Source organism: Paenibacillus sp. NPDC058367 (assembly GCF_042723305.1).
Classification (GTDB): domain Bacteria; phylum Bacillota; class Bacilli; order Paenibacillales; family Paenibacillaceae; genus Paenibacillus_AQ.
The window spans coordinates 881,910-899,974 of the sequence record NZ_JBHXIZ010000002.1 but is presented as its reverse complement, the minus strand read 5'-3'; the positions used below and the strand labels follow the sequence as shown (position 1 = coordinate 899,974).

Here is an 18,065-nt window from a genome sequence, read left to right as displayed (position 1 = left end):
TTTGGGCAAAAGAAAAACCACCTAGTATAAAGAGGTGGTTAGAAAGCAATTGCAGCAGTTATCAAATTCCAAATAACTCTTTCAGCATCTGACTCAGCTTTTTAAAATAAGCTTGATAGTGATCTTCTTTTGTTGTATTTGTAACATCAACTGATGATGTCACTGTTTTTTGTAAAGGACCCGAAACACCCATCGCCAAATGGCGATTTGCCAATGTATAGGCGATATTTAAAACTAGATCCAATCTTGAAAACCATACACTTGTTCCATACTTAGGTCCATCAGGATACCCAGCGATTAAAGGTGCTAACGAAAAACTCCCTGTTTCAGTAAAGGCATTGCAGGTAATGCAGCCGCCATACATAACCATTTTGAGAAGATTTTATTATTTCTGTTCTCACTCAATAACTTTTGAGAAGCGGAAGCAAGAGTAAAACATCCTAATGAATGTGTAACAGCAAAACCAAGAGCAGTAGGTACTTCTTGTTTAATTCTCTTTAGGAAAGGAAAAATATAATCACCCGTCAATGAAGCGCGCCTTTCCAATTCTCTCCAAAACACACCGAGAACTAAAGGTTCCAAATCTCCTCCTGGTATCATTCCTAATAATAATTCGATAGCTGCTCGAATTATTGAATCACTTTCATCAGTTAACTCTGTATCGTAACTTACAAGATAAATATCATGATCTGCATATCGACTATCGCTAAATACATCAACATGATCTTCAAAGTCCCTATAAAAAGAATAGGCGTCGTCAAGCGAAGCATTATAACCCATTCCATGAACCAAAATGCTTGGATACTTATTCTTTGGGAAGACATGGCTTTCAATATCAATTTTTTTTGCTCCTACTGAGGACTTGGGATTAGGCAAATGATAAATAGCTGGTTCTGGAGATCTTCTAATATCATTCTTGACCATATGCCAAACTGTTTCGATTATTTCTTGCTCGACGTAGTTACTCCTTATTAACACCCTTAAAGCAGCGGTGTGATACTCGATTGTTCGTTCCATAACCCGAATCCTTATTTTATCTAAAGAAGCTAAGCACTGGCTAATATTACCTAAAGAATCAGTTATATCACCTATCGTATTCTTATAAAACTGATCCGCCATTTGCCCAGCGTCTCTTACAGCACCTTTAGCTTCGTTTGACCACTTCCCTAGTGATCCACCAATTTTCATTCATTAACCCTCCTTAATAAATTTCACTGTGGTTAATGTTTAACTGATGAAATTAAAATATTCATTCAAATGCCTTTGAATTAAAAATCTTACTTTATCTGTTTAACCATTGAACTATTAATTCCTTAGCAATCCTCTTCATCATCAATGGTGGTACACTCATGCCACATACATATTGCACATTAGCATCCATAAAATTATAGTCGGTCGGAAAAGTCTGCATACGAATAGCATCCATATCGCTGATGTGTCGCGGTTGATCCGTCCGTAAAAACACAGATGAACTGGCTAGAGTGTTTGCTACCTTCTGATCTTTAAGTAGGATCGTATTGAAGTTGCTCATTTTCCCTTCTTCTCGTTCAGTCACATCACCCATATTCAAATCTGGTGGACGTCGCTTGTGCCAGCGAGTATATGTCTTGCTGTCTGGATTTATCGGAGAACCGTTCCCACTACGAATATCTCCATATAATATAGGCGGCTCGTTGAATTCTAATTGGAGCAATGGAAAGTTTTGATCATCCCGAGAAGCGATAAAGAAAAGGCGTTCCCTTTTTTGAGGAACGCCCATAGTAGCCGAATTTAGTAGAAAGAGCTGCGGTCTATACCCGAGCTCTCGGAAGCGAGACAAGACCAGACTAACGAACCCACGAGCCTTACCAACCATCATTCCGCGAACGTTCTCAGCGACAATTACTCTAGGTCGAAGTTTCTCTGCAACGTCCAAAAAATCGAAGAAAAGGTCATCCAGTCGCTGCACTGCCTGTCCTTCGCGGAAAGCGTACTCTCCACCCCACTTGTCCTCTCTAACTCCTGCCATAGAAAACACGCTACAGGGTGGAGATCCGTCTAAGATATCTAGGTCAAACAACTCAGGTGGAAGCTCTGAATTAGGTAGCTCCTTGAAATCCTGAATGGGCATGAGAAAGGGATACTTCGGCTTATGATTCTGCCGATAGATCCGCATCATCTGTGGATCGATTTCTACATTACCCAGCACCGTGTATCCAGCCAGCCTATATCCCATCGTGGAGCCACCACCACAGGAGAAGCAAGAGAATACCGTTCTCCCATTCTTCGGCACGTTGGAAAGATCTGATAGTCGCCAATCCCATGCTGGACGACTCATGATGCGTCCTCTTTATCAAAGACGAATCCGCAACGAGGACATTTACAGTCAAAGCGTGACTCATCGAATTCACTCACATCTAACTCACGGTTTTGAAAGTATCCTAGCTGATCAGCAGCCGGCTCAGTGAAATCAGCAATTAACCTCTCGGCTTCTCCTACATCAAATCCGGACAGCGCCAGATCTGATCCGCTTTCCTGCAGTTCACTCAACAGTTGCGCCAAGGCTTCATCATCCCAACGTCCGGACACCTTATTTAGCGCCAGATTCAACAACCGCTCCCGCTCTGGGTCCAGATTGACTACACTGACGGCCAGCTCCGTGCAGCCCTGCTCATTTACCAGTACCTTATACCGCTGATGGCCACCGACCATATTGCCGGTATCTTCATTCCATACAATCGGGTCCACGTAGCCGAATTCATCCAGGCTGCGCTTCAGCTTATCATACTCCGGATCGCCTGGCTGAAGGTCGACTCTCGGATTATAGGTGGCTGCATTGAGTTGCTCAATCGGTATGATTCTAATGTCCATGCTAACACCTCACGAAATATATTAATAAAAAGAACTAACGTTCCAATTACTTAATCACCTAAATTCTAGTAAAATGTCACAGGGGGTGCTTCTATGGAACTAGATCCAATAGAAATAATGGAGATTTTAAAAGAAAAAGGGATTACACATTTGTATCACGCTAATACTGTTCAAACAGCATCTTCCTTTATCAAAGCAGGAGGGCTCTTTTCCAGAGGTGCAATGGAAGATGCTGAATACCTTCAAACTCCACAAAGCTCGGATGAATTAGATAAACAATTTAATGTATGGTACGACATATTCTTAGATAGCTCAGATTTACATAGCCTATTCAACAGGCAAAATCATTATGGACCTGTACTCTTCAAATTTGATGTTGAAATACTTTCTCAAGAAGGATTACCCCCTCTCTGGGTGACTACTACTAATCCAATTTATTGGGATGAAAACTCTAAAGAGGAAGAAAGATACTTCCAATCAACCCAAGAGGTTAACGAAGGTTATACAGATACCTCATATAGACAAATGATTACATTAAGAAATACTTCATCTCCTCTTTTGTTTGAACCCTACCTTGAAGAAATAATTCTTGACAACCCTGGTGTAAGAATAGGAGATGTGATTTTAAAAAAGAAGGCTTCTGAAGCTTTAGCTGAGGTTATCGCCGAAAATGATTACATTCTTAAAAACGTCAAGAAAAGAATGAGAAAATGCTCCAATTGTTGGTGTAAAGAAAATTATTTGAGACAACGTACAGCCAGTGAACTAAAACTGGCATTTTATCCATGAATTAATACTAACTCAACTATTATTTGTGTTGAGTTGGTTTTTTATCTTCGGGTATACGAAAATTCAGCAGAAGACGAAGAGAATCGGCACGCCCTACTCTTTTCCGTTCTTCACCACACAAACATATATCTCTGTATTCGGGGCCTGAAAACGGCTCACAGAAGGCCATATATAGGCATGAAAAAAGCACCCGAGGGTGCTCTTAAATTTTCCCATAAAAGACGTCGATTTTCGGAATGTTATTTTCAAATTGTTTTATTAACTCTGTATATTTTTTGAAAAATTGCACTACCTCTCCGATAGGGGTATCAGAAGCATTCAAATAAGCCTCTACATCTTCATCGCTAAGTACATCCTCACGCTCTTTTGTTAATTTGAATGGCGCTCCGATTCCGCTTATTTCTGCTTCGAACTCCATTTTAATCCATTCCCCGTCTTTAATCGCAATAGTTTGATCCAAGTCTCTATCTCCAGCTCCACCGTTAATTGCATGCGAAGAAAGAGTCCTACTCATAAATACCACTGCTTTTATTCCGGGATAATCTCCATAAATGGGTTTTTCGAGTACGTCATAATTCTCCAAAGTCAATTTTTTTATATCTCGTATTAATTTTAATGCGTACATTTGAATTCCTCCCTTCGACATCATATTTCGACGTTCAGGAACTTTTTCCCTTCTGACAAACCGGCCTGCCACAAAACTGTGCTGATTGCTCCCAACGCCCCCATATACACCCTTTGCACTTTTTCGGCTGCTTGGGTGGGTCTTTATGCTGAGTTCGATTCTTCTTCATAGCTACTACAGCTCCTTTCGGAAAAATAAAAAAAGTCGCTAGATTTCAGCGACTTCCCCATATCCCACTTAAATATGTAATTGCTCCTAATACGAAGATGACTAAGAATAACGGTATTATTGAAACAAGGATATTCTTTAACATACCTCTTTCCATTCGATTAACAATTATCGCAAGAATTACTCCTACAACAAGCAAAATGATAATCGTTACAATCAGCGGACCTGCTGTCTCCCATATGTTTACGCCTGATAATATATCCATCAAATCTCCCTCCTGACTCATTTCTTCGCCAAAAGGAATTAAATTCCTGCAATTAAAAAGACGGCGTCGGCTTCGCACCCGCAGCAAATGCGCTACGCTCTTTGCTTAAAATCTTTACGGACTTTGTTACAAAGGAGGACAAGACCATTTTACTGAGCTCATTAAACGAGAGTCAAAAGGACTAGAAACGATTTCTGACCATTCCTGGTGCACGGACTCTCGAATCCTTAAAATCTCTTACTCTTTCATATCCACCTGCCAATCAGTGGATTATACTGTTAAAAAGAATCTGAGGAGGAATCAAAAACATTGCGAGAAGTGATGAAGAAAGCATTGATCCGTATAGTTATTGTTGTTTCAATAGGATGGATCGGCGGGATAATAGTAGATCACTATTCTAAATAGGAAAAGCGAGAGGATGTACGCCCCGGTTAAGTGCCGTAAATACGGCCGTGCGTGTCACTCTCGCCTGATTTCTACAATCTCATAGTAGCACGGAAAAATCGTCAATTGGTGTTCAATTTAGAATCAAGTTACCTTCAGATCATGCTCAAATTTTATATTTATTCCCCCTCCAATAAGACCTCTCATGTTTCCAATTTCCACGATTTATCTGATTACCTTGTCCAAACACAATGAACCTCAATTCATATACTTATAGCAAACCAATAAAAGAGGGTGAAGCTCATGGCAAACACAACAGGTATTATTACGAATACAGGGACTACCCCAGCATCCAACGTGATCATTAACATCGACAATGACAACCTTAGTTTTTCATCTAACGTAGTCTATCACATTTACGTATGGAATACCTTTGTTGGTAAGGCTTTAGTCTACTCCAGCTCATTGAATATTAATGCTAACACCAACCAGACTCTCAGTTTTAATATCGCAGGCAATTCAGCTTATGAAGTCCAATTTCTCGTAACTGGAAATGCACCCGCAGACACGATTATTACGGTATTCGGAACGGATTCGTCAGGCAACGTCATCCCTCATCAAAGAGTGCTCAAATCCGAACTTACTTTCATAGCTCAGCTGAACCCATAAGTACCGAAAACTCTATTACGAAGGAAGTTTTTCATGGTTAATATTCAAGTTTCGCCGAGTACAAGCACTCAGTTCGAGCCCACAATCGCGGTTAATTAAAAGGGCGTTAAGTTAGTATATCCACATGCAATAAAGGATGCCGAGCAAATATGGGGCATCCTTTATTGCCTCTTATCAAAATTCAGCATTATCCTGTTCAAAAAAACCCATCAATTTCAGCGTATTGGCCATGCTTTCAGTTCCATCAAAAATCTTACGACGGATGGTGCTGTCGCTCAGGCTGCGCCTGAAAAAAAGTAGCGTCTCTTTGTATGAATACCCCTGAATGTACCTATAATCGATCGCCTTCTTCTCGTCGTCATCTTGGATGAGCGCCCAAGATCTCCGCAGTTGCTGGGTATAAAACTGATACTGCTGATATACCCACCGTTGCTTCTCGATCAGGATCGTGGCATTGGCTGTTTTATCCGCATGCAGATCGTCCTGGTCGATCTGACGAGCTGCTTCCCCGTCGATTGCTACTTGCTTGAGATCCTCTTCGTATTTTTCAAAATCCTGCATCAAAGCAATCATCTTTGTATATTTACCAAGCAGGAATTTTGTGCGCTGGATCTCCATTTCATTAGCCGTTGGAAAAAGCTCACCTTGTCCCCATGCCATCGCCATCCCCCTACTCCCCTTTATGCTATAATGTCAAGAGGATGGCTTAACTAAAGGACCCCCGCCCCGGCCAAGGATATGGGGGTCTTTGTATGTCTTAGTATTTTTCAAACTGCTTAAGCCTCTTCCGCAACTCCACATTCTCCAGCTGTAACCTCCAATTTTGCTCCCTTAAGTCTTCCTGTGACTGTTGCGAATCGCTAATTATCTGCCCAACCACTCGTAACGTCCGGACTTCATTATCTGTCTTCACTAAGTACCCTTTATCTACTAATTGCTTTACTAATGAATGCGCAGTAGAGCGCGACTTTATCTTCAGGAGAGCCGCCATCTCAGTAACTGAAGGTGCATAACCTCTTTGATTGATGAATCCCTTTATAAGTTCAAGTGTCTCTGTCTGACGATTCGTTAATGCTCTGATTGTCATAACTCCCTCCTTCTCCCTTATTTATTAACAACTTATCCCAGCAGGTATTACATAATGGTGGTTCAATAGGCAAGCCCCTGCATCCGCACTCCCGTCCATCGCAACAGTATTCAGGCTCATATTCGATGGGTTTTCCGCATTCCATACACTTATCTGCGCTGTATATCTGTCTTCTCCCCCTTCCCTTTTTCTCAGGGTCACCCGGACCTCGCCAAAAGCTCTCTACTTCAACCTAGGTTGCGTTTTGATATTTTTCTTTTCCGTTTTAACCACTCTTTTTTTCATATCCAAACATATTATTTTATATAACAAAAAGAAGGAGGAACAGAAATGCTTAGTGTTATCAACTTTAATAGTTCGCTGCTTACGAATTTGGACGACACTGGAATCTCTCTTACTACCGTACCGGGGTTATTACTCGAATTTGGTATATTCGTAGCAACACCAATAAACGTTCTAAACATTCTTTCGTGTATTGGTTCCGATCCACCCACTAATTCAGTTGTTGCAACTTTTGAAGTCTACCTTGATGGTGTGCTTACGGGACAAACGATGATTGAGGCCGTGAACGAATCCCAACAGATTACTTTTTCAACGATAGTGTCGAATGTAACTCCAGGCCACCATGTTATCCAAGTATTCGGTTACGCGGATACAGCTAATGAATTTATTGTAGGTGGTCCTATTAACGCTACTGCAACAGTGTATGGGTAATGGTTTGATCGGCCTCATTCATCTTAATGAGGCTGACTTTCATGTCCCTCCCAATTCCAGTCTTACTGCAGGTGCATTTCAATAAGTTCAGCACCTTTAACCATCCAAAATGCTCTCCTTCCGGTTAACGTTTGCTTCGCTTTCTTTCACCGATTTTCTTAATAATGTCAGCCAAAATAATACCGCTCCGGGTGAGCTCCGCATCCTTTTGGATAAGTCCTCTTTTATTCATGATGGCCAGCTGCCCGCGGGAAACCATGATCAAGTTATCCGGATCGAAGTTCCGCCTATCTCCATCCCCGAAAATGACTGCATGCCCCTTCGGAACCGAGCGGCCGCAGTGCTGCTCCCAAACGATTAGATGCTTCCCGCGCCACATATTCGGATCAGCAATCTTTATGTCTACATAATCATCCCCGTTAACCCTCTCAGAGCCTACAGGAACATAATTATGCGGCTTATGGCCCTTCTTGAATTGAGTATCCTCGCCGCCGGTCCATAACTTCTTCTTTCCCTTATTGGGTGGAACGTTACCTGCTTTGATCCTGGCATCGATTCCGCTCTTCAACCCGTTATTTTTGATGAAGGCTCTCATTTGCGAAGGCTGGATTTCCACGTCGAACTTCTCATTAAACATTGAAGTCAATTCCAGAACATATCGTCCATGAATGTTGGTGCTGATAAATTCCTTGTGCTCCAAACTGTATCGGAACATTGATTATCCCTCCAGCATCTTGGGGATAGCCGTATTAGCATTAATCCTGTCATCAGAAAGCTTTATTGCATCTAGCACAAGGGAACCATTTGCAATAATTTGAGAAGCTACATTTGTTACAGCCTTTGCTCTGCCGATCTCATCCGCCAATTTTTCTCCGGTTAATTCCTCGTCACTTAGCCGCTCTAATTGAGCAAACAAATGATTATTCAAATCCCCCAATGTATTCCGCATATTCATCCTCCCTTTTTTAATCTATTTAACTCCGTCGAATATTTATAGAAGACCTCTTTATCTCGCTCATCCAGTGCTTGATCGATCAGTGTCCGAAGCTCTGCAATTTGATGTTTCCGTACTGCCGTTTCCCAAACCACTTCGATATATTTATCAATTGCCAGTGCATAAACCGCAAAAATCAAGGTTGCACCTCCCTAAGTAAGAGAAAAGCAGCTTACGCTGCTCCTCCGCCATTCTTCATTTTCTTTGCTGCCAGCTTGCGATATGCCGTCCATCTGGTCGATAGTTGCCCACTGGTCATGCCATTTTCATTAGCAATTTCGCGCCATGTCTTATCTTCCTTGATGCGTTTCTCCAGAAGAACAGGGAACGGGATTGGCTGTCCATCATATTCGACTTCAGGAAAAATCGGGCGTTCAGCAAGGATAAAAGCGTCCAGTTCTTCCTTACTTGTCTCATCTGCAGCAGCTTCACCAAGATCAGAGCTTTCACCTTTCTCGACTTGTTCCCCTGATTCATTAGGATCACACTCGTTATCTTGGTCGTCTGTTCCAGTTCCTTCATTCAGCCAATCCGGTTCAAGGTCAGCACCATCTGTCTGTAGATCAGAACCGTCTTCATGCTGGCCATCATCTGATTGTGTACCAACAGCGTCTTCTCCCGTTTCCGATTCAACAATCTCAAAATCATCAGTCTTCTGTTCTCCTTCCGAAACACCCTCTTGCTGTTCAAAAAGGTTAGCTTGGTTCGGATCTTCTTCACCAAGCTTCTCTGTGCTCATCACGATACCGGAAGCATCAGTTGTGACACGACGGCCAGTGACTTCCCGGTATATATCTCCGTCCTCTTCATCGAAATCAAAAGCAGCCTGCGGATCTCCCATGAAGACATTGATCTTTTCCCCTTGATTGCTGCTGAGGAACAAGAAATTTTCTTGCATAACCTTCAGTGGCACAAGCAATTTAACTTCAACGTCGGCATCTCCAACTTTAATTCCTTTAGCAATAGTTGCACTGAATTTTGCATAATCCTTCATCATTCGAATCATTCCCCTTCGATTTTTATTGGAGTTGCTTGATCTTCACTTCAATGCGTGGTCGTGCGCTGTACCGTTTCCTTACGAATGCGTCCACAACCTGGCTATCGTCCTTCCAGATGATGCCCTTCAGCGCATCCTTAACACCCTTCAGATAGTTGTCCGCATCAGGCTTTGTCACTGGAAGAATATTACCACGCTCTGCAGCCGCTGCTTTTTTCTGACTAAAACTCTTAGGTGTAGAGCGGAAGGCAGTAACCGCAATTCCGAGAGGTCCTTCCAACAGCGCTGCTGGCGCATACTCACTGGCAGCCAAACGGACATAATCCTTATAATCTCTTGATTTGGCGGGATCATAGGCTCTCGGAAATCCACCGGCAGTGCTAAATTTAGGCCTGCCCTGGGCGACCGGTTCTCCGTAAACCGTAAACTGAATCATTGCGTTTCCCTCCTCGATGCTTAACCGGCATCATCGCTGTATCAAGCACATATACCATACCTGCCATTGCTCCCGTTTCATCCATAACCGCGAAGTAGTTTTGTTGCTGGAAGAACGGATCAATTGGCTTGCGCTTCTTTGCAACCATTAAGATCTACTCCCCTCATTCGGATACCAATCGCTAGCTCGAACTCAGCAATACCCTCATCCACTTCTGCTGGATCCATCTCAGAAAATTCAGCTAACAGATCCGCTCGTTGCTGGGTAACTCCTGTATCTAGATAATGACGACGCATCTGGTTATACACGTGCCAGTAATTCCTCCTACCCATCATTAGGCCCCCTTACTGATCGTCTTCGGTTTGCCAGATTTTCGATGAATCAACACAAGCTGTGTCGGCGTTTCCCGTTCCACCAACCAATTCTCCAGCACCAGACCCTTCGCTGCTGCAATCATGATTTTCTGTTTCTTCGTTGGCCGCTTCCCCTGCTTCATGCCGTTGCCTCCTTATGCAATCTGCTGTGTCTCTTTCTTGAAATTGAGTTTTACCATTCCTGTTGGACCGTTCCGCTGCTTGGCCAGATTAACCTCCATGATTCCCGGATCAGGTGTATCTTGGTTGTAGTACTCATCCCGATACAACATGATAATGTCATCAGCCACCGCGCTTATCGCTGCACTTCCAGACAAGTCGGAGATGAACGGCCTCTTGTTCTGCCGTGTATCCACTTCTTGTTTGACTTGGGATAATCCAACCATCACACAGTCACAATCCTTTGCTGCCTTACGAAGCTTCTGACAGACCCGGTGAAGACCAGATCCACTGTTGTCATTTGCCGCAGCTTCCTCAAGAACTTCCTGCAGGTAATCCACGATTACTAAATCCAGACCTTCCTGTCTCTTTAACCGACGCATCTCCGAACAGATATAATCTGCTGTCACGCCACGGCTGTCATCGATGTGAATCCGTCGAACCAAATCCATGTGTCGAGAAATCATCTCCAAGTGACCTGGGGTCAAATTACCTGAACGAATCGCCTGCATTGATATTCCTGATAAATTCGATAGAGCCCGGTTGTACTTCTGTCCTTTGGACATTTCGAGTGAAAAGCTCGCCACCTTAAACCCTCGTTTGGTCACTCTGAGCTCGATTTCATTAGCAAATGCCGATTTACCGATACTCGTCCTAGCACCTACTACGATCAGATTTGTGCGCTGGAAGCCAAGAGTCAGGCGATCAATAGCATCCCAACCTGTCATTATGCCAAGAGCACGACCTGGATCTTGAGTTTTAAGAACCAATTCCTCGTACCAATCGATGATGTCATCCATCCTGGTGTCCTGCTGAAGCGCCTTTGGTCGAATATCCAACGAACGCTGTTCAAACTCATCGAGAATGTTCTCGAAGCTTCCGGCGGAAAAATCAGAAAATTTGTCTTTATACTCTTCAACTAGCGCCATTGCTTTTCTGCGCGCATCCGCTTCGATTAGTTCACGAACATTGTTCTCAATTCGTCCAGCAGTTACAGCCGAATGGGTTAATTTTGTCAGATAATCAAATCCACCTACTCTTTCGAGGTGCTTCCCAAACATTGTTGCGAAAGTGGTAAAGGACAATTCCTTCCCCTGTCGGTGAAGCTCTTGAATCATCTTGATCAAATTACGATGCCAAGGCTGAGTGAATACAGAGGGTTGGATGGACATTGCAACTTCGGAAACAAGGGACGGATCAAGGAAAAAAGAACCTAAGATTTCAATTTCAAGCAGTTCCGTATTGAGCAAGTCGTTGTTCATCTGCCTTTCGTATCCGGTCCATGATCGGATCATTTTCAGGAATGGTTGTAATTGCAGGCGAATCACGTCCCCCACTAGTCACAGCCTCAGGTCCTCCACGTTTTCGGTAACCCTTTAAAATCCCCCCGACATAAGCAAGGGTCAAGACCTTATGCCTGCTGGCCTCCCTCATTGCCTTCAGCATCCACTCTCCGCCATAATCATCGAAGAGTACTCCAAATTCTTCAGTTTCAAAAGGAGTAACCTTACCATCTTCCGTGAAGTTTTTTTCATAGGCTTGGTACAGGTATCCGAAGGAATAATTAGGGCTGCTGTTGACGGTTTTTGGCTCTGTATCTATTTCAGATAAAATACGCTTATTACTACTGCTTCTTTTAATAATTGCTTTAATACTTTCTTTAGAGACGCTGAAAGCCTTGATATGACTGGGATAGTGGCGCCTCACGGTTCCCGAATTGGGAACCGGAAAGTTCCTTTTTTGGGAACCGCAAAGTTCCCTTTTTAGGAACTCGGTTCCCGAATGTGTAACTGAGTTCCCTTTTTGGGAACCAATTTTCGGTTCCTTATTTGGGAACTGAGTTCCCTTTTTAGGAACCATTTTTGTGAGATTTGGTGAATGATTTTCGATATTTAAGTTGATTAATTCTTTCATTTTTTTGAGATCAAAACTCTCTATAGGATCAACACTCCACTGGTCATAGTGCTTGTTAATTTGGAAAATATTCAAACTTTTCTCCCATAGAATCACCTTTTTTTCACACAAAGCTATGAGTTCAGCTCGAATATGATTTTTACGAATACCACATAATTCAAAATGCTTCAGCTGCGGTATAATCGCCGATGGCTTCCCGCATCCCCAGCTCAACGTTAAAATGAAATCAATGATGTCGCGCTGTCGCTGAGTGAACTTCCGCCGGATCAGCTCTCTATGAATTTCGTGGTTGATTCGTATATGGGCATCCGTGGGTTGGGGGTTCACGTTGGAATCCACCGGCACCGCCTCCTTATTTAATGGCCGGGTCTATCATCTTGAAGATAAATAATCGGATATTTCACCCGCTTCACCGTCCAGCCTGGACAAGCTCGAGTGAAGTATTCTCGAGTTTCCCGTTTAAACTCCTCTTGATCTACCTTCATCAGCTTCCAGATCCGCTCCCCCATCATGCTCTGCATCATAGGTTTATCGTTGATCATCGATCTGCCACCCTAACAAGAGCTCCGGTAGTCTCCTGAATCTCTCGTTTGAAGCGTTCGGCGTCACTGTTACCATCAGATAGATGCAGTAGCCAAATCTCCTCAACATTACGGGTATCATTGGCTTTCAAGAATTCTTTCACATTTTCCAATCCGAAGTGAGAACGAAGCAGTCGTTTCTTTTGAGCAGGATGCAATTGACCCGCAGCCACCCGCTTGTTAACGATATCTAAGGAATAATTGCACTCCACCATGATGTGAGTAAGTTCTTTGAAGCGATGCCGGCAATAGTAGGTATCAGTCAGGAAGACTAGTTTATCTCCCTCTGTATTGGCTAGCAGGAAGCCTAGCGGCTCTTCCACATCATGCTGAATATCAAACGGTAGAATTGTCCAAGTATCAATTGTGAACTGCTCCAACGCCTTTATGACCTTCAGACGATGTCCTGACAACCCTCTAGCAGTTGCCGTACCTGCGCTGGTGTAAATGTTTATACCTGCTCTCATAATGTCAGGAGCAGCCTTGCTATGATCTAGGTGCTCATGAGTAATAAGGCAACCTGCAATGTCAGACATTCTAAAATTAAGCGCCCGCTGTATCGACTTATAAGGAAAACCGGCTTCCAGCAGAAGCACGGTATGCCCGTCAGATATGCGATAGGCGTTACCGGCGCTGCTAGAGCCGAGACATTGGATGTCAATCATTAGAAATCCAGTTCTTGTTCCATCGAAGGAACATCACCAGAGAAATTTGCGCTGTCTTTAGATTCTTCCGGCTGACTATCTGGCTTATTGCCTGGTGGATCAGTAGGAGTGATATCGATAATCGATCCGTTCGCATTCGCCCGAATCTCCTCGTCAACCTCAGCCTCTGCAAAATCACTCTCCATCTGTTTTAAACGAAGATAATCATCATCGATCTTTTGGGAGTCGATAGTTATGTCGCCATAGGCGGCGCGGTAAATAGTCTTCCAGGCCATCTTGTCATACCAGCCTTCAACTGTTTCCGTGCCAACCTTTTTGTTATTTTCCCATTTGTCCTTTTCTCCGCCCCAGAATTCTGCAGAAGCATGATCAGGCTTTCTCTTTTCGATATCTTTTTTTGTCATGACGACAAGTTTGTTTTTTTCCGGGATCTTGGAAAAACTATGATAATAAAAGCCCCCAATGATATTTCCACGGTCAAAGGCATTGACGATCTCGAACTCATAGCCTTCATACTGGTTCTTTGAATCCTTCTTGATCGGTCTGAACTTATCGGTTGAGTAAACCAGTTCAACGGTCACATGATCCGGAACGTCTAGACCATATTTAGTAGCTTTCAGTTCAATGCCTCGGTACCCTTCGATAAAGGTGATATCGTATTTTCCGGAATGTTTGTTCTTATAAGGTATTGGGTTGATGTGGTTAGGCTGCGAAGGGTCAAATCCAACCCTTGCCATAGCCACCACATCACGAGCAAGCTTCTCCATGTTTACATGTTGCCAAGTTACCGGCACAGCATCACGAAACTTCTCAGACTTCTTCAACCGCTTTTCTTCAGTTGTCTTAAGAATGGCATCCAGAGCGACAAAGTAATTCTGAGCGAGACGTTTCTGAAAGTTGGTAAGGGCTACTTCTCCAACGCTGGAACCAAACTCAGAAATGACTTTGGTCATAAAGCGTTCTGATTGTGTCGGTTCTTTCTTTTCAATCTCTGCAGGTGTCATATGTTGCTTTGTTTGATCAGAGGTACTCATTAAATCGCCTCCTGTATAGCTGCCGTTTCTATGCGAAGCTTCTTATCCTTCTCGCTAACTACCAGCCGAATGACCTGGGCATCTGTATCAATCAACCTCGTCACTGCCTCGGCATTATCTACGAAGATCGGAGCCGAGAATCCGTAATGTTCACCTAGCGTATTGATGATGTCCAAACCGACATTGATACGAGCCGCATTGTTGAGCCCACCATCATAAGGAACACCTCTATAAAGCGTGTCGCAGACTTCCTTGATCCCGCCGTTGATTTGATCCTCAAATAGTCGAAACCGTGCGAGCTTGAATTTGCTGTTGATCTTGGTATCCAGCATGCTGACCTTGGTCTTAGTGAACTCCTCGCAGAGGAACAATTCATGCTGCAGGCGTTCGTACTCTGATGCAAGTTCCCGCTCTTGTTTCTCTAGCTCCATCACCCGCATTTGCGCCCGGCGGACACTATCGAATTTGACTAGATCGCGTTCCATTTCTTCGATCTCAGCACGTTGCCGGAGAATTTCGGAACGAGCTATTGCAGCAGCATCCTCACCTGAAGTTCTCAATACTTCAATCTGCTGTTTAACTTGAGTAGCTTCAGCCTGCTTGCTCGCATATTCCGGATCTGAGGCAGGATCTTTTACACCTGCTCGAAGGACGGTTAGCTGATCATCAGCGGATGTGACCTCAGCCTGCAAGGTTTTCAGGGTACTGGTTAAACCTTCAATTTCTTCCCGTAGCCGAATGATTTCCTCCTCGAATTTCTGAGCTTCTGCCACCGCTGCTTTACCGGAATTATTGATACGCTCCTTACGCTCTGCTAGCCGACGATTAAATTCAGCCTCTGCTTTGTCGTGGGCTGCCTTAATTTGGTCTTCTGGGAGTGACTGACCGCAGGCTGGGCAATTTGCATCATGACCTTCAGGATGTTCGAAGGTAAGACTCTTCAGCTCAGCAAATTCTGTTCTCAAGCGATCTGCTTCTTGCCGACGATCAGAAACTAAGCGCTCATTCTGCTTGATACGTTGCTCTTTGTCCTCTACTGTACGGCGGTACTTATCCAGCTCGTTATGCATCCGGTTCACTTCATCACGTTTGAGAGCCAACTTATCCAACACATTGGACTGCATCCGACTCTTGATATCGATAAGCTCGCCTTCAATTTCACGAAGCCGCTTCTCCTGAACTGCCACTTCCCCGCCAGAAAGGATGCGGGACAATTCTGCCTCGCTGGATTCAACCCGGCGGCGAAGCATTGCGATATCTTCCTTGAGGAGCTCTTCATCCAGCTCCGCAACATCCGGCATTTGGCGCTGCACTTCACTGATCCGCACCGGCAGTTCCTTGATCTCCTTGTTAATCACAGCGCATCGGGAAGAAATAACCTTTTTATGTGACTCAAGGTCGCGATCTCCCAGGATACCTGGTAATGAAGCAAGTTCCTTGTTACCGTGAATGACCTCGGCGTCCGTAAGATCACCGCATACCTCCAGTAACGTCTTTCGGCGCTCTTCTTTCTTTAGCTGTTCATTGAAGTAAGAAGGTGAAGTCAATAGTTTGAATAAATCCTCTTTGATGATGGAATCAACTTCAGTGGTGTACTCTCCTTTTTTCACAGGAACACCATCAATGAAGTAATTCGTTTCATGTCCTTCGAACGCATCCGTCGCGGAACCACGTTTCTTAGTCCACTTTTCAGTAAATACTCGGCGGAAAGTACGACGGCGGCCATCGATCAAGAAAACTCCCTCCACCTCGTGCTCCAACTTGTGCTGAAGAACCTTTCCCACTCCATCCAAACCTTTAATCTCGAAGTCAGCCTTGTTCTGGCTGTCCTTACCGAACAAGAGCCAGACAAAGCCGTCGAACATAGTGGTCTTCCCAGTAGCATTGTCACCATAGACATCAGCATCCCCGCCATTAGCGGCGAGGACAAGTTCTTTAATACCTTTGAAATTACGGAGCGTTAGGCGCTCCAAAACGATACGTTTCAAGCGATTCCCTCCTCGATGGCTGCAATGCATTCATCGTGCAGCAGTAATTGTTGATCAGGTGTTTCTGGATAGCGGATACCATCCAAATAAGTCCGGATTTTGTATTCCAGCTCAGCCAATTGCTCATTGCTAAAATGATGCTGAATGGATTCCCCGCCTTGCTGGATATTTAGAACCGGAGGATTAAAGTAGGTCTCCGCATCGATGATGAAGTCAACGATTCCCTCATGTAAGAGAAATGTATGCGTTCCACGCATGGATGAACTCCCCCTCTTGTGTAGTGCGCCCCCAGCATGATATAGTGGGGGCAAGAAAATTTGATTTTCAATGAACTGAGATAGCCCATGCCAGTGGGCTATTTTTCGTTGTCGTGTTCAGCAATTTCCTTGTAATCCACGATTACAGGAGCGTTCTCGACACTGGCTATCATGTGGCCATCTTCGTCCAGAACGACATACTCAGAATGAACATGGTCCTCATACTCAGAACCAACCTGTTTAATCTCAATTACTTCATGGCTATCAATCTCGGTTCCAACTTCAAATACTCGTGTAGGATTACTAACCACTGTTAACTTTTGAATGATTTGCATAAGCTGCCTCCTTTCTATGTATTTGCAAGGTGAGCGAGGGAGTAACTGCACCAATAAAGACGGCCTTTTCAGCTCCCTTGACCTATGTGATCCGCCACCACCTTGGATGCGTCAGCCGCATCTTGGAATCCCGGACGGAGGAAAGGTTATTTCTAAGGTCCGACATCCCAAGACAGGGGCCGAAGCCCGTGCCCGTCCTTCTTAAATCTTTGCTGCTGCTGCCATTTTTTGAATAACTGAACGGCTGTACAGTTTCCCTTCAAACGGTACCAAATCTTCCTGGCTACCAGTGATCGCACAGCCAGGCGCATACTTGCGGAAGATGATCTTGTCGTCGTCAACGAAGATCTCTACAGGGTCTTTGATCTCCAAATTCATAGTGCGACGTAATTCAATAGGGATAACGATCCGTCCAAGCTCGTCCAATTTACGTACAATTCCAGTTGATTTCATATTATTAGCCTCCGTAAGATTATTTTTTAGAGTTTATTAATGCATTTGAATCTCAAAGGGTAACCTTGTGCTTTTCACGCTTCGGGTTTAGAATGGACATCAAGAGATTCTCTAACCGAGATTTCAAACCAAGTGACTGCCCTGCCAGGCGGTCATTTTTCATTTCTACTTCAGCGATGCGGATCATATTATTCAGATAGTCTTCAACATCCTCAATCCTTCCTGGTAGAATCACATCCGGATTCTTCCGGATCATCTGCAGGTTATGAGCTGCATGCTTACCCGCTTTTCTTGCCTCAGCAACCAATTGTTCTCTTTCCAAAGCGC

At 43.9% G+C, this 18,065-nt stretch carries 29 protein-coding genes; 3 read left to right on the top strand and 26 right to left on the bottom strand.

Features of this window, described 5'->3' with window-relative positions; genetic code table 11:
- Positions 1–61 precede the first annotated feature (61 nt).
- The 4 genes from ACFWMP_RS15085 to ACFWMP_RS15070 form a co-directional block, all read right to left on the bottom strand.
- Positions 62–214 carry a hypothetical protein gene (locus ACFWMP_RS15085; protein WP_379424099.1) on the bottom strand — a complete coding sequence of 51 codons (153 nt, stop codon included), beginning with the start codon at positions 212–214 and terminating at the stop codon, positions 62–64.
- 92 nt (positions 215–306) lie between these two features.
- The gene (locus ACFWMP_RS15080) at positions 307–1,188 is read right to left on the bottom strand and encodes a hypothetical protein (protein WP_379424098.1); all 882 of its coding nucleotides are present in this window, start codon (positions 1,186–1,188) and stop codon (positions 307–309) included.
- 94 nt (positions 1,189–1,282) lie between these two features.
- Positions 1,283–2,317: a DNA cytosine methyltransferase gene (locus ACFWMP_RS15075; RefSeq protein WP_379424097.1), complete on the bottom strand. Its 1,035-nt coding sequence runs from the start codon at positions 2,315–2,317 to the stop codon at positions 1,283–1,285.
- Positions 2,314–2,850 (bottom strand): ParB N-terminal domain-containing protein, encoded by a 537-nt coding sequence (locus tag ACFWMP_RS15070; RefSeq protein WP_379424096.1) that lies wholly within the window; start codon positions 2,848–2,850, stop codon positions 2,314–2,316. The genes ACFWMP_RS15075 and ACFWMP_RS15070 overlap by 4 nt, the downstream gene beginning before the upstream one ends.
- Before the next feature lie 93 nt (positions 2,851–2,943).
- Between ACFWMP_RS15070 and ACFWMP_RS15065 the strand changes: the two genes are divergently transcribed.
- Positions 2,944–3,639 (top strand): hypothetical protein, encoded by a 696-nt coding sequence (locus ACFWMP_RS15065; protein ID WP_379424095.1) that lies wholly within the window; start codon positions 2,944–2,946, stop codon positions 3,637–3,639.
- Between the two features lie 202 nt (positions 3,640–3,841).
- Here ACFWMP_RS15065 and ACFWMP_RS15060 read toward each other — a convergent pair whose 3' ends face one another.
- Complete coding sequence (locus ACFWMP_RS15060) at positions 3,842–4,264, bottom strand: hypothetical protein (RefSeq protein ID WP_379424094.1); 423 nt, start codon at positions 4,262–4,264, stop codon at positions 3,842–3,844.
- 214 nt (positions 4,265–4,478) lie between these two features.
- Positions 4,479–4,697 carry a hypothetical protein gene (locus ACFWMP_RS15055; RefSeq protein ID WP_379424093.1) on the bottom strand — a complete coding sequence of 73 codons (219 nt, stop codon included), beginning with the start codon at positions 4,695–4,697 and terminating at the stop codon, positions 4,479–4,481.
- Between the two features lie 687 nt (positions 4,698–5,384).
- Here ACFWMP_RS15055 and ACFWMP_RS15050 point away from each other — a divergent pair.
- Positions 5,385–5,750 (top strand): hypothetical protein, encoded by a 366-nt coding sequence (locus tag ACFWMP_RS15050; protein WP_379424092.1) that lies wholly within the window; start codon positions 5,385–5,387, stop codon positions 5,748–5,750.
- A gap of 174 nt (positions 5,751–5,924) precedes the next feature.
- Here the strand turns inward: ACFWMP_RS15050 and ACFWMP_RS15045 are convergent, their stop codons facing one another.
- Both ACFWMP_RS15045 and ACFWMP_RS15040 read right to left on the bottom strand, forming a co-directional pair.
- On the bottom strand, positions 5,925–6,416 hold the full coding sequence (locus tag ACFWMP_RS15045) for a hypothetical protein (RefSeq protein ID WP_379424091.1): 492 nt from the start codon (positions 6,414–6,416) through the stop codon (positions 5,925–5,927).
- A 91-nt stretch (positions 6,417–6,507) separates the two neighbouring features.
- Positions 6,508–6,837 (bottom strand): LexA family protein, encoded by a 330-nt coding sequence (locus ACFWMP_RS15040; protein ID WP_379424090.1) that lies wholly within the window; start codon positions 6,835–6,837, stop codon positions 6,508–6,510.
- Between the two features lie 330 nt (positions 6,838–7,167).
- Between ACFWMP_RS15040 and ACFWMP_RS15035 the strand changes: the two genes are divergently transcribed.
- Positions 7,168–7,551 (top strand): hypothetical protein, encoded by a 384-nt coding sequence (locus tag ACFWMP_RS15035; RefSeq protein WP_340972134.1) that lies wholly within the window; start codon positions 7,168–7,170, stop codon positions 7,549–7,551.
- A gap of 124 nt (positions 7,552–7,675) precedes the next feature.
- Here the strand turns inward: ACFWMP_RS15035 and ACFWMP_RS15030 are convergent, their stop codons facing one another.
- The 18 genes from ACFWMP_RS15030 to ACFWMP_RS14945 all read right to left on the bottom strand — a co-directional run bounded on the left by ACFWMP_RS15030 (position 7,676) and on the right by ACFWMP_RS14945 (position 18,060).
- Complete coding sequence (locus ACFWMP_RS15030; protein WP_379424089.1) at positions 7,676–8,266, bottom strand: HNH endonuclease signature motif containing protein; 591 nt, start codon at positions 8,264–8,266, stop codon at positions 7,676–7,678.
- A 3-nt stretch (positions 8,267–8,269) separates the two neighbouring features.
- A complete protein-coding gene (locus ACFWMP_RS15025; RefSeq protein WP_379424088.1) occupies positions 8,270–8,500 on the bottom strand; it encodes a hypothetical protein in 231 nt (76 codons plus the stop codon).
- 2 nt (positions 8,501–8,502) lie between these two features.
- A complete protein-coding gene (locus tag ACFWMP_RS15020; protein ID WP_379424087.1) occupies positions 8,503–8,685 on the bottom strand; it encodes an IDEAL domain-containing protein in 183 nt (60 codons plus the stop codon).
- A gap of 32 nt (positions 8,686–8,717) precedes the next feature.
- Entirely contained in the window at positions 8,718–9,542 is an 825-nt protein-coding gene (locus ACFWMP_RS15015; RefSeq protein ID WP_379424086.1) for a hypothetical protein, read from the bottom strand.
- Between the two features lie 22 nt (positions 9,543–9,564).
- The gene (locus ACFWMP_RS15010) at positions 9,565–9,978 is read right to left on the bottom strand and encodes a RusA family crossover junction endodeoxyribonuclease (protein ID WP_379424085.1); all 414 of its coding nucleotides are present in this window, start codon (positions 9,976–9,978) and stop codon (positions 9,565–9,567) included.
- Positions 9,929–10,126, bottom strand: a complete 198-nt coding sequence (locus ACFWMP_RS15005; RefSeq protein ID WP_379424084.1) for a hypothetical protein — start codon at positions 10,124–10,126, stop codon at positions 9,929–9,931. The genes ACFWMP_RS15010 and ACFWMP_RS15005 overlap by 50 nt, the downstream gene beginning before the upstream one ends.
- On the bottom strand, positions 10,098–10,286 hold the full coding sequence (locus ACFWMP_RS15000; protein WP_379424083.1) for a hypothetical protein: 189 nt from the start codon (positions 10,284–10,286) through the stop codon (positions 10,098–10,100). The genes ACFWMP_RS15005 and ACFWMP_RS15000 overlap by 29 nt, the downstream gene beginning before the upstream one ends.
- A gap of 26 nt (positions 10,287–10,312) precedes the next feature.
- The gene (locus ACFWMP_RS14995) at positions 10,313–10,474 is read right to left on the bottom strand and encodes a DUF6906 family protein (protein WP_341145484.1); all 162 of its coding nucleotides are present in this window, start codon (positions 10,472–10,474) and stop codon (positions 10,313–10,315) included.
- A gap of 12 nt (positions 10,475–10,486) precedes the next feature.
- Positions 10,487–11,773: a replicative DNA helicase gene (locus ACFWMP_RS14990; RefSeq protein ID WP_379424082.1), complete on the bottom strand. Its 1,287-nt coding sequence runs from the start codon at positions 11,771–11,773 to the stop codon at positions 10,487–10,489.
- Positions 11,739–12,764, bottom strand: coding sequence for a replication protein (locus ACFWMP_RS14985; RefSeq protein WP_379424081.1), 1,026 nt, complete (start codon positions 12,762–12,764; stop codon positions 11,739–11,741). Before ACFWMP_RS14985 ends, ACFWMP_RS14990 begins: the two co-directional genes overlap by 35 nt.
- A 17-nt stretch (positions 12,765–12,781) precedes the next feature.
- Positions 12,782–12,967, bottom strand: coding sequence for a hypothetical protein (locus tag ACFWMP_RS14980; protein WP_379424080.1), 186 nt, complete (start codon positions 12,965–12,967; stop codon positions 12,782–12,784).
- Positions 12,964–13,671, bottom strand: coding sequence for an MBL fold metallo-hydrolase (locus ACFWMP_RS14975; RefSeq protein ID WP_379424079.1), 708 nt, complete (start codon positions 13,669–13,671; stop codon positions 12,964–12,966). The genes ACFWMP_RS14980 and ACFWMP_RS14975 overlap by 4 nt, the downstream gene beginning before the upstream one ends.
- Entirely contained in the window at positions 13,671–14,705 is a 1,035-nt protein-coding gene (locus tag ACFWMP_RS14970; protein WP_379424078.1) for a recombinase family protein, read from the bottom strand. The genes ACFWMP_RS14975 and ACFWMP_RS14970 overlap by 1 nt, the downstream gene beginning before the upstream one ends.
- Positions 14,705–16,693, bottom strand: coding sequence for a hypothetical protein (locus ACFWMP_RS14965; protein ID WP_379424077.1), 1,989 nt, complete (start codon positions 16,691–16,693; stop codon positions 14,705–14,707). Before ACFWMP_RS14965 ends, ACFWMP_RS14970 begins: the two co-directional genes overlap by 1 nt.
- Positions 16,690–16,950, bottom strand: a complete 261-nt coding sequence (locus ACFWMP_RS14960; protein ID WP_340970048.1) for a hypothetical protein — start codon at positions 16,948–16,950, stop codon at positions 16,690–16,692. The genes ACFWMP_RS14965 and ACFWMP_RS14960 overlap by 4 nt, the downstream gene beginning before the upstream one ends.
- Positions 16,951–17,048: 98 nt before the next feature.
- A complete protein-coding gene (locus ACFWMP_RS14955; protein ID WP_341145492.1) occupies positions 17,049–17,285 on the bottom strand; it encodes a hypothetical protein in 237 nt (78 codons plus the stop codon).
- Positions 17,286–17,486: 201 nt separating this feature from the next.
- A complete protein-coding gene (locus tag ACFWMP_RS14950) occupies positions 17,487–17,738 on the bottom strand; it encodes an AbrB/MazE/SpoVT family DNA-binding domain-containing protein (protein WP_060622079.1) in 252 nt (83 codons plus the stop codon).
- 52 nt (positions 17,739–17,790) lie between these two features.
- Positions 17,791–18,060 carry a hypothetical protein gene (locus tag ACFWMP_RS14945; protein WP_341145493.1) on the bottom strand — a complete coding sequence of 90 codons (270 nt, stop codon included), beginning with the start codon at positions 18,058–18,060 and terminating at the stop codon, positions 17,791–17,793.
- Positions 18,061–18,065 lie beyond the last annotated feature (5 nt).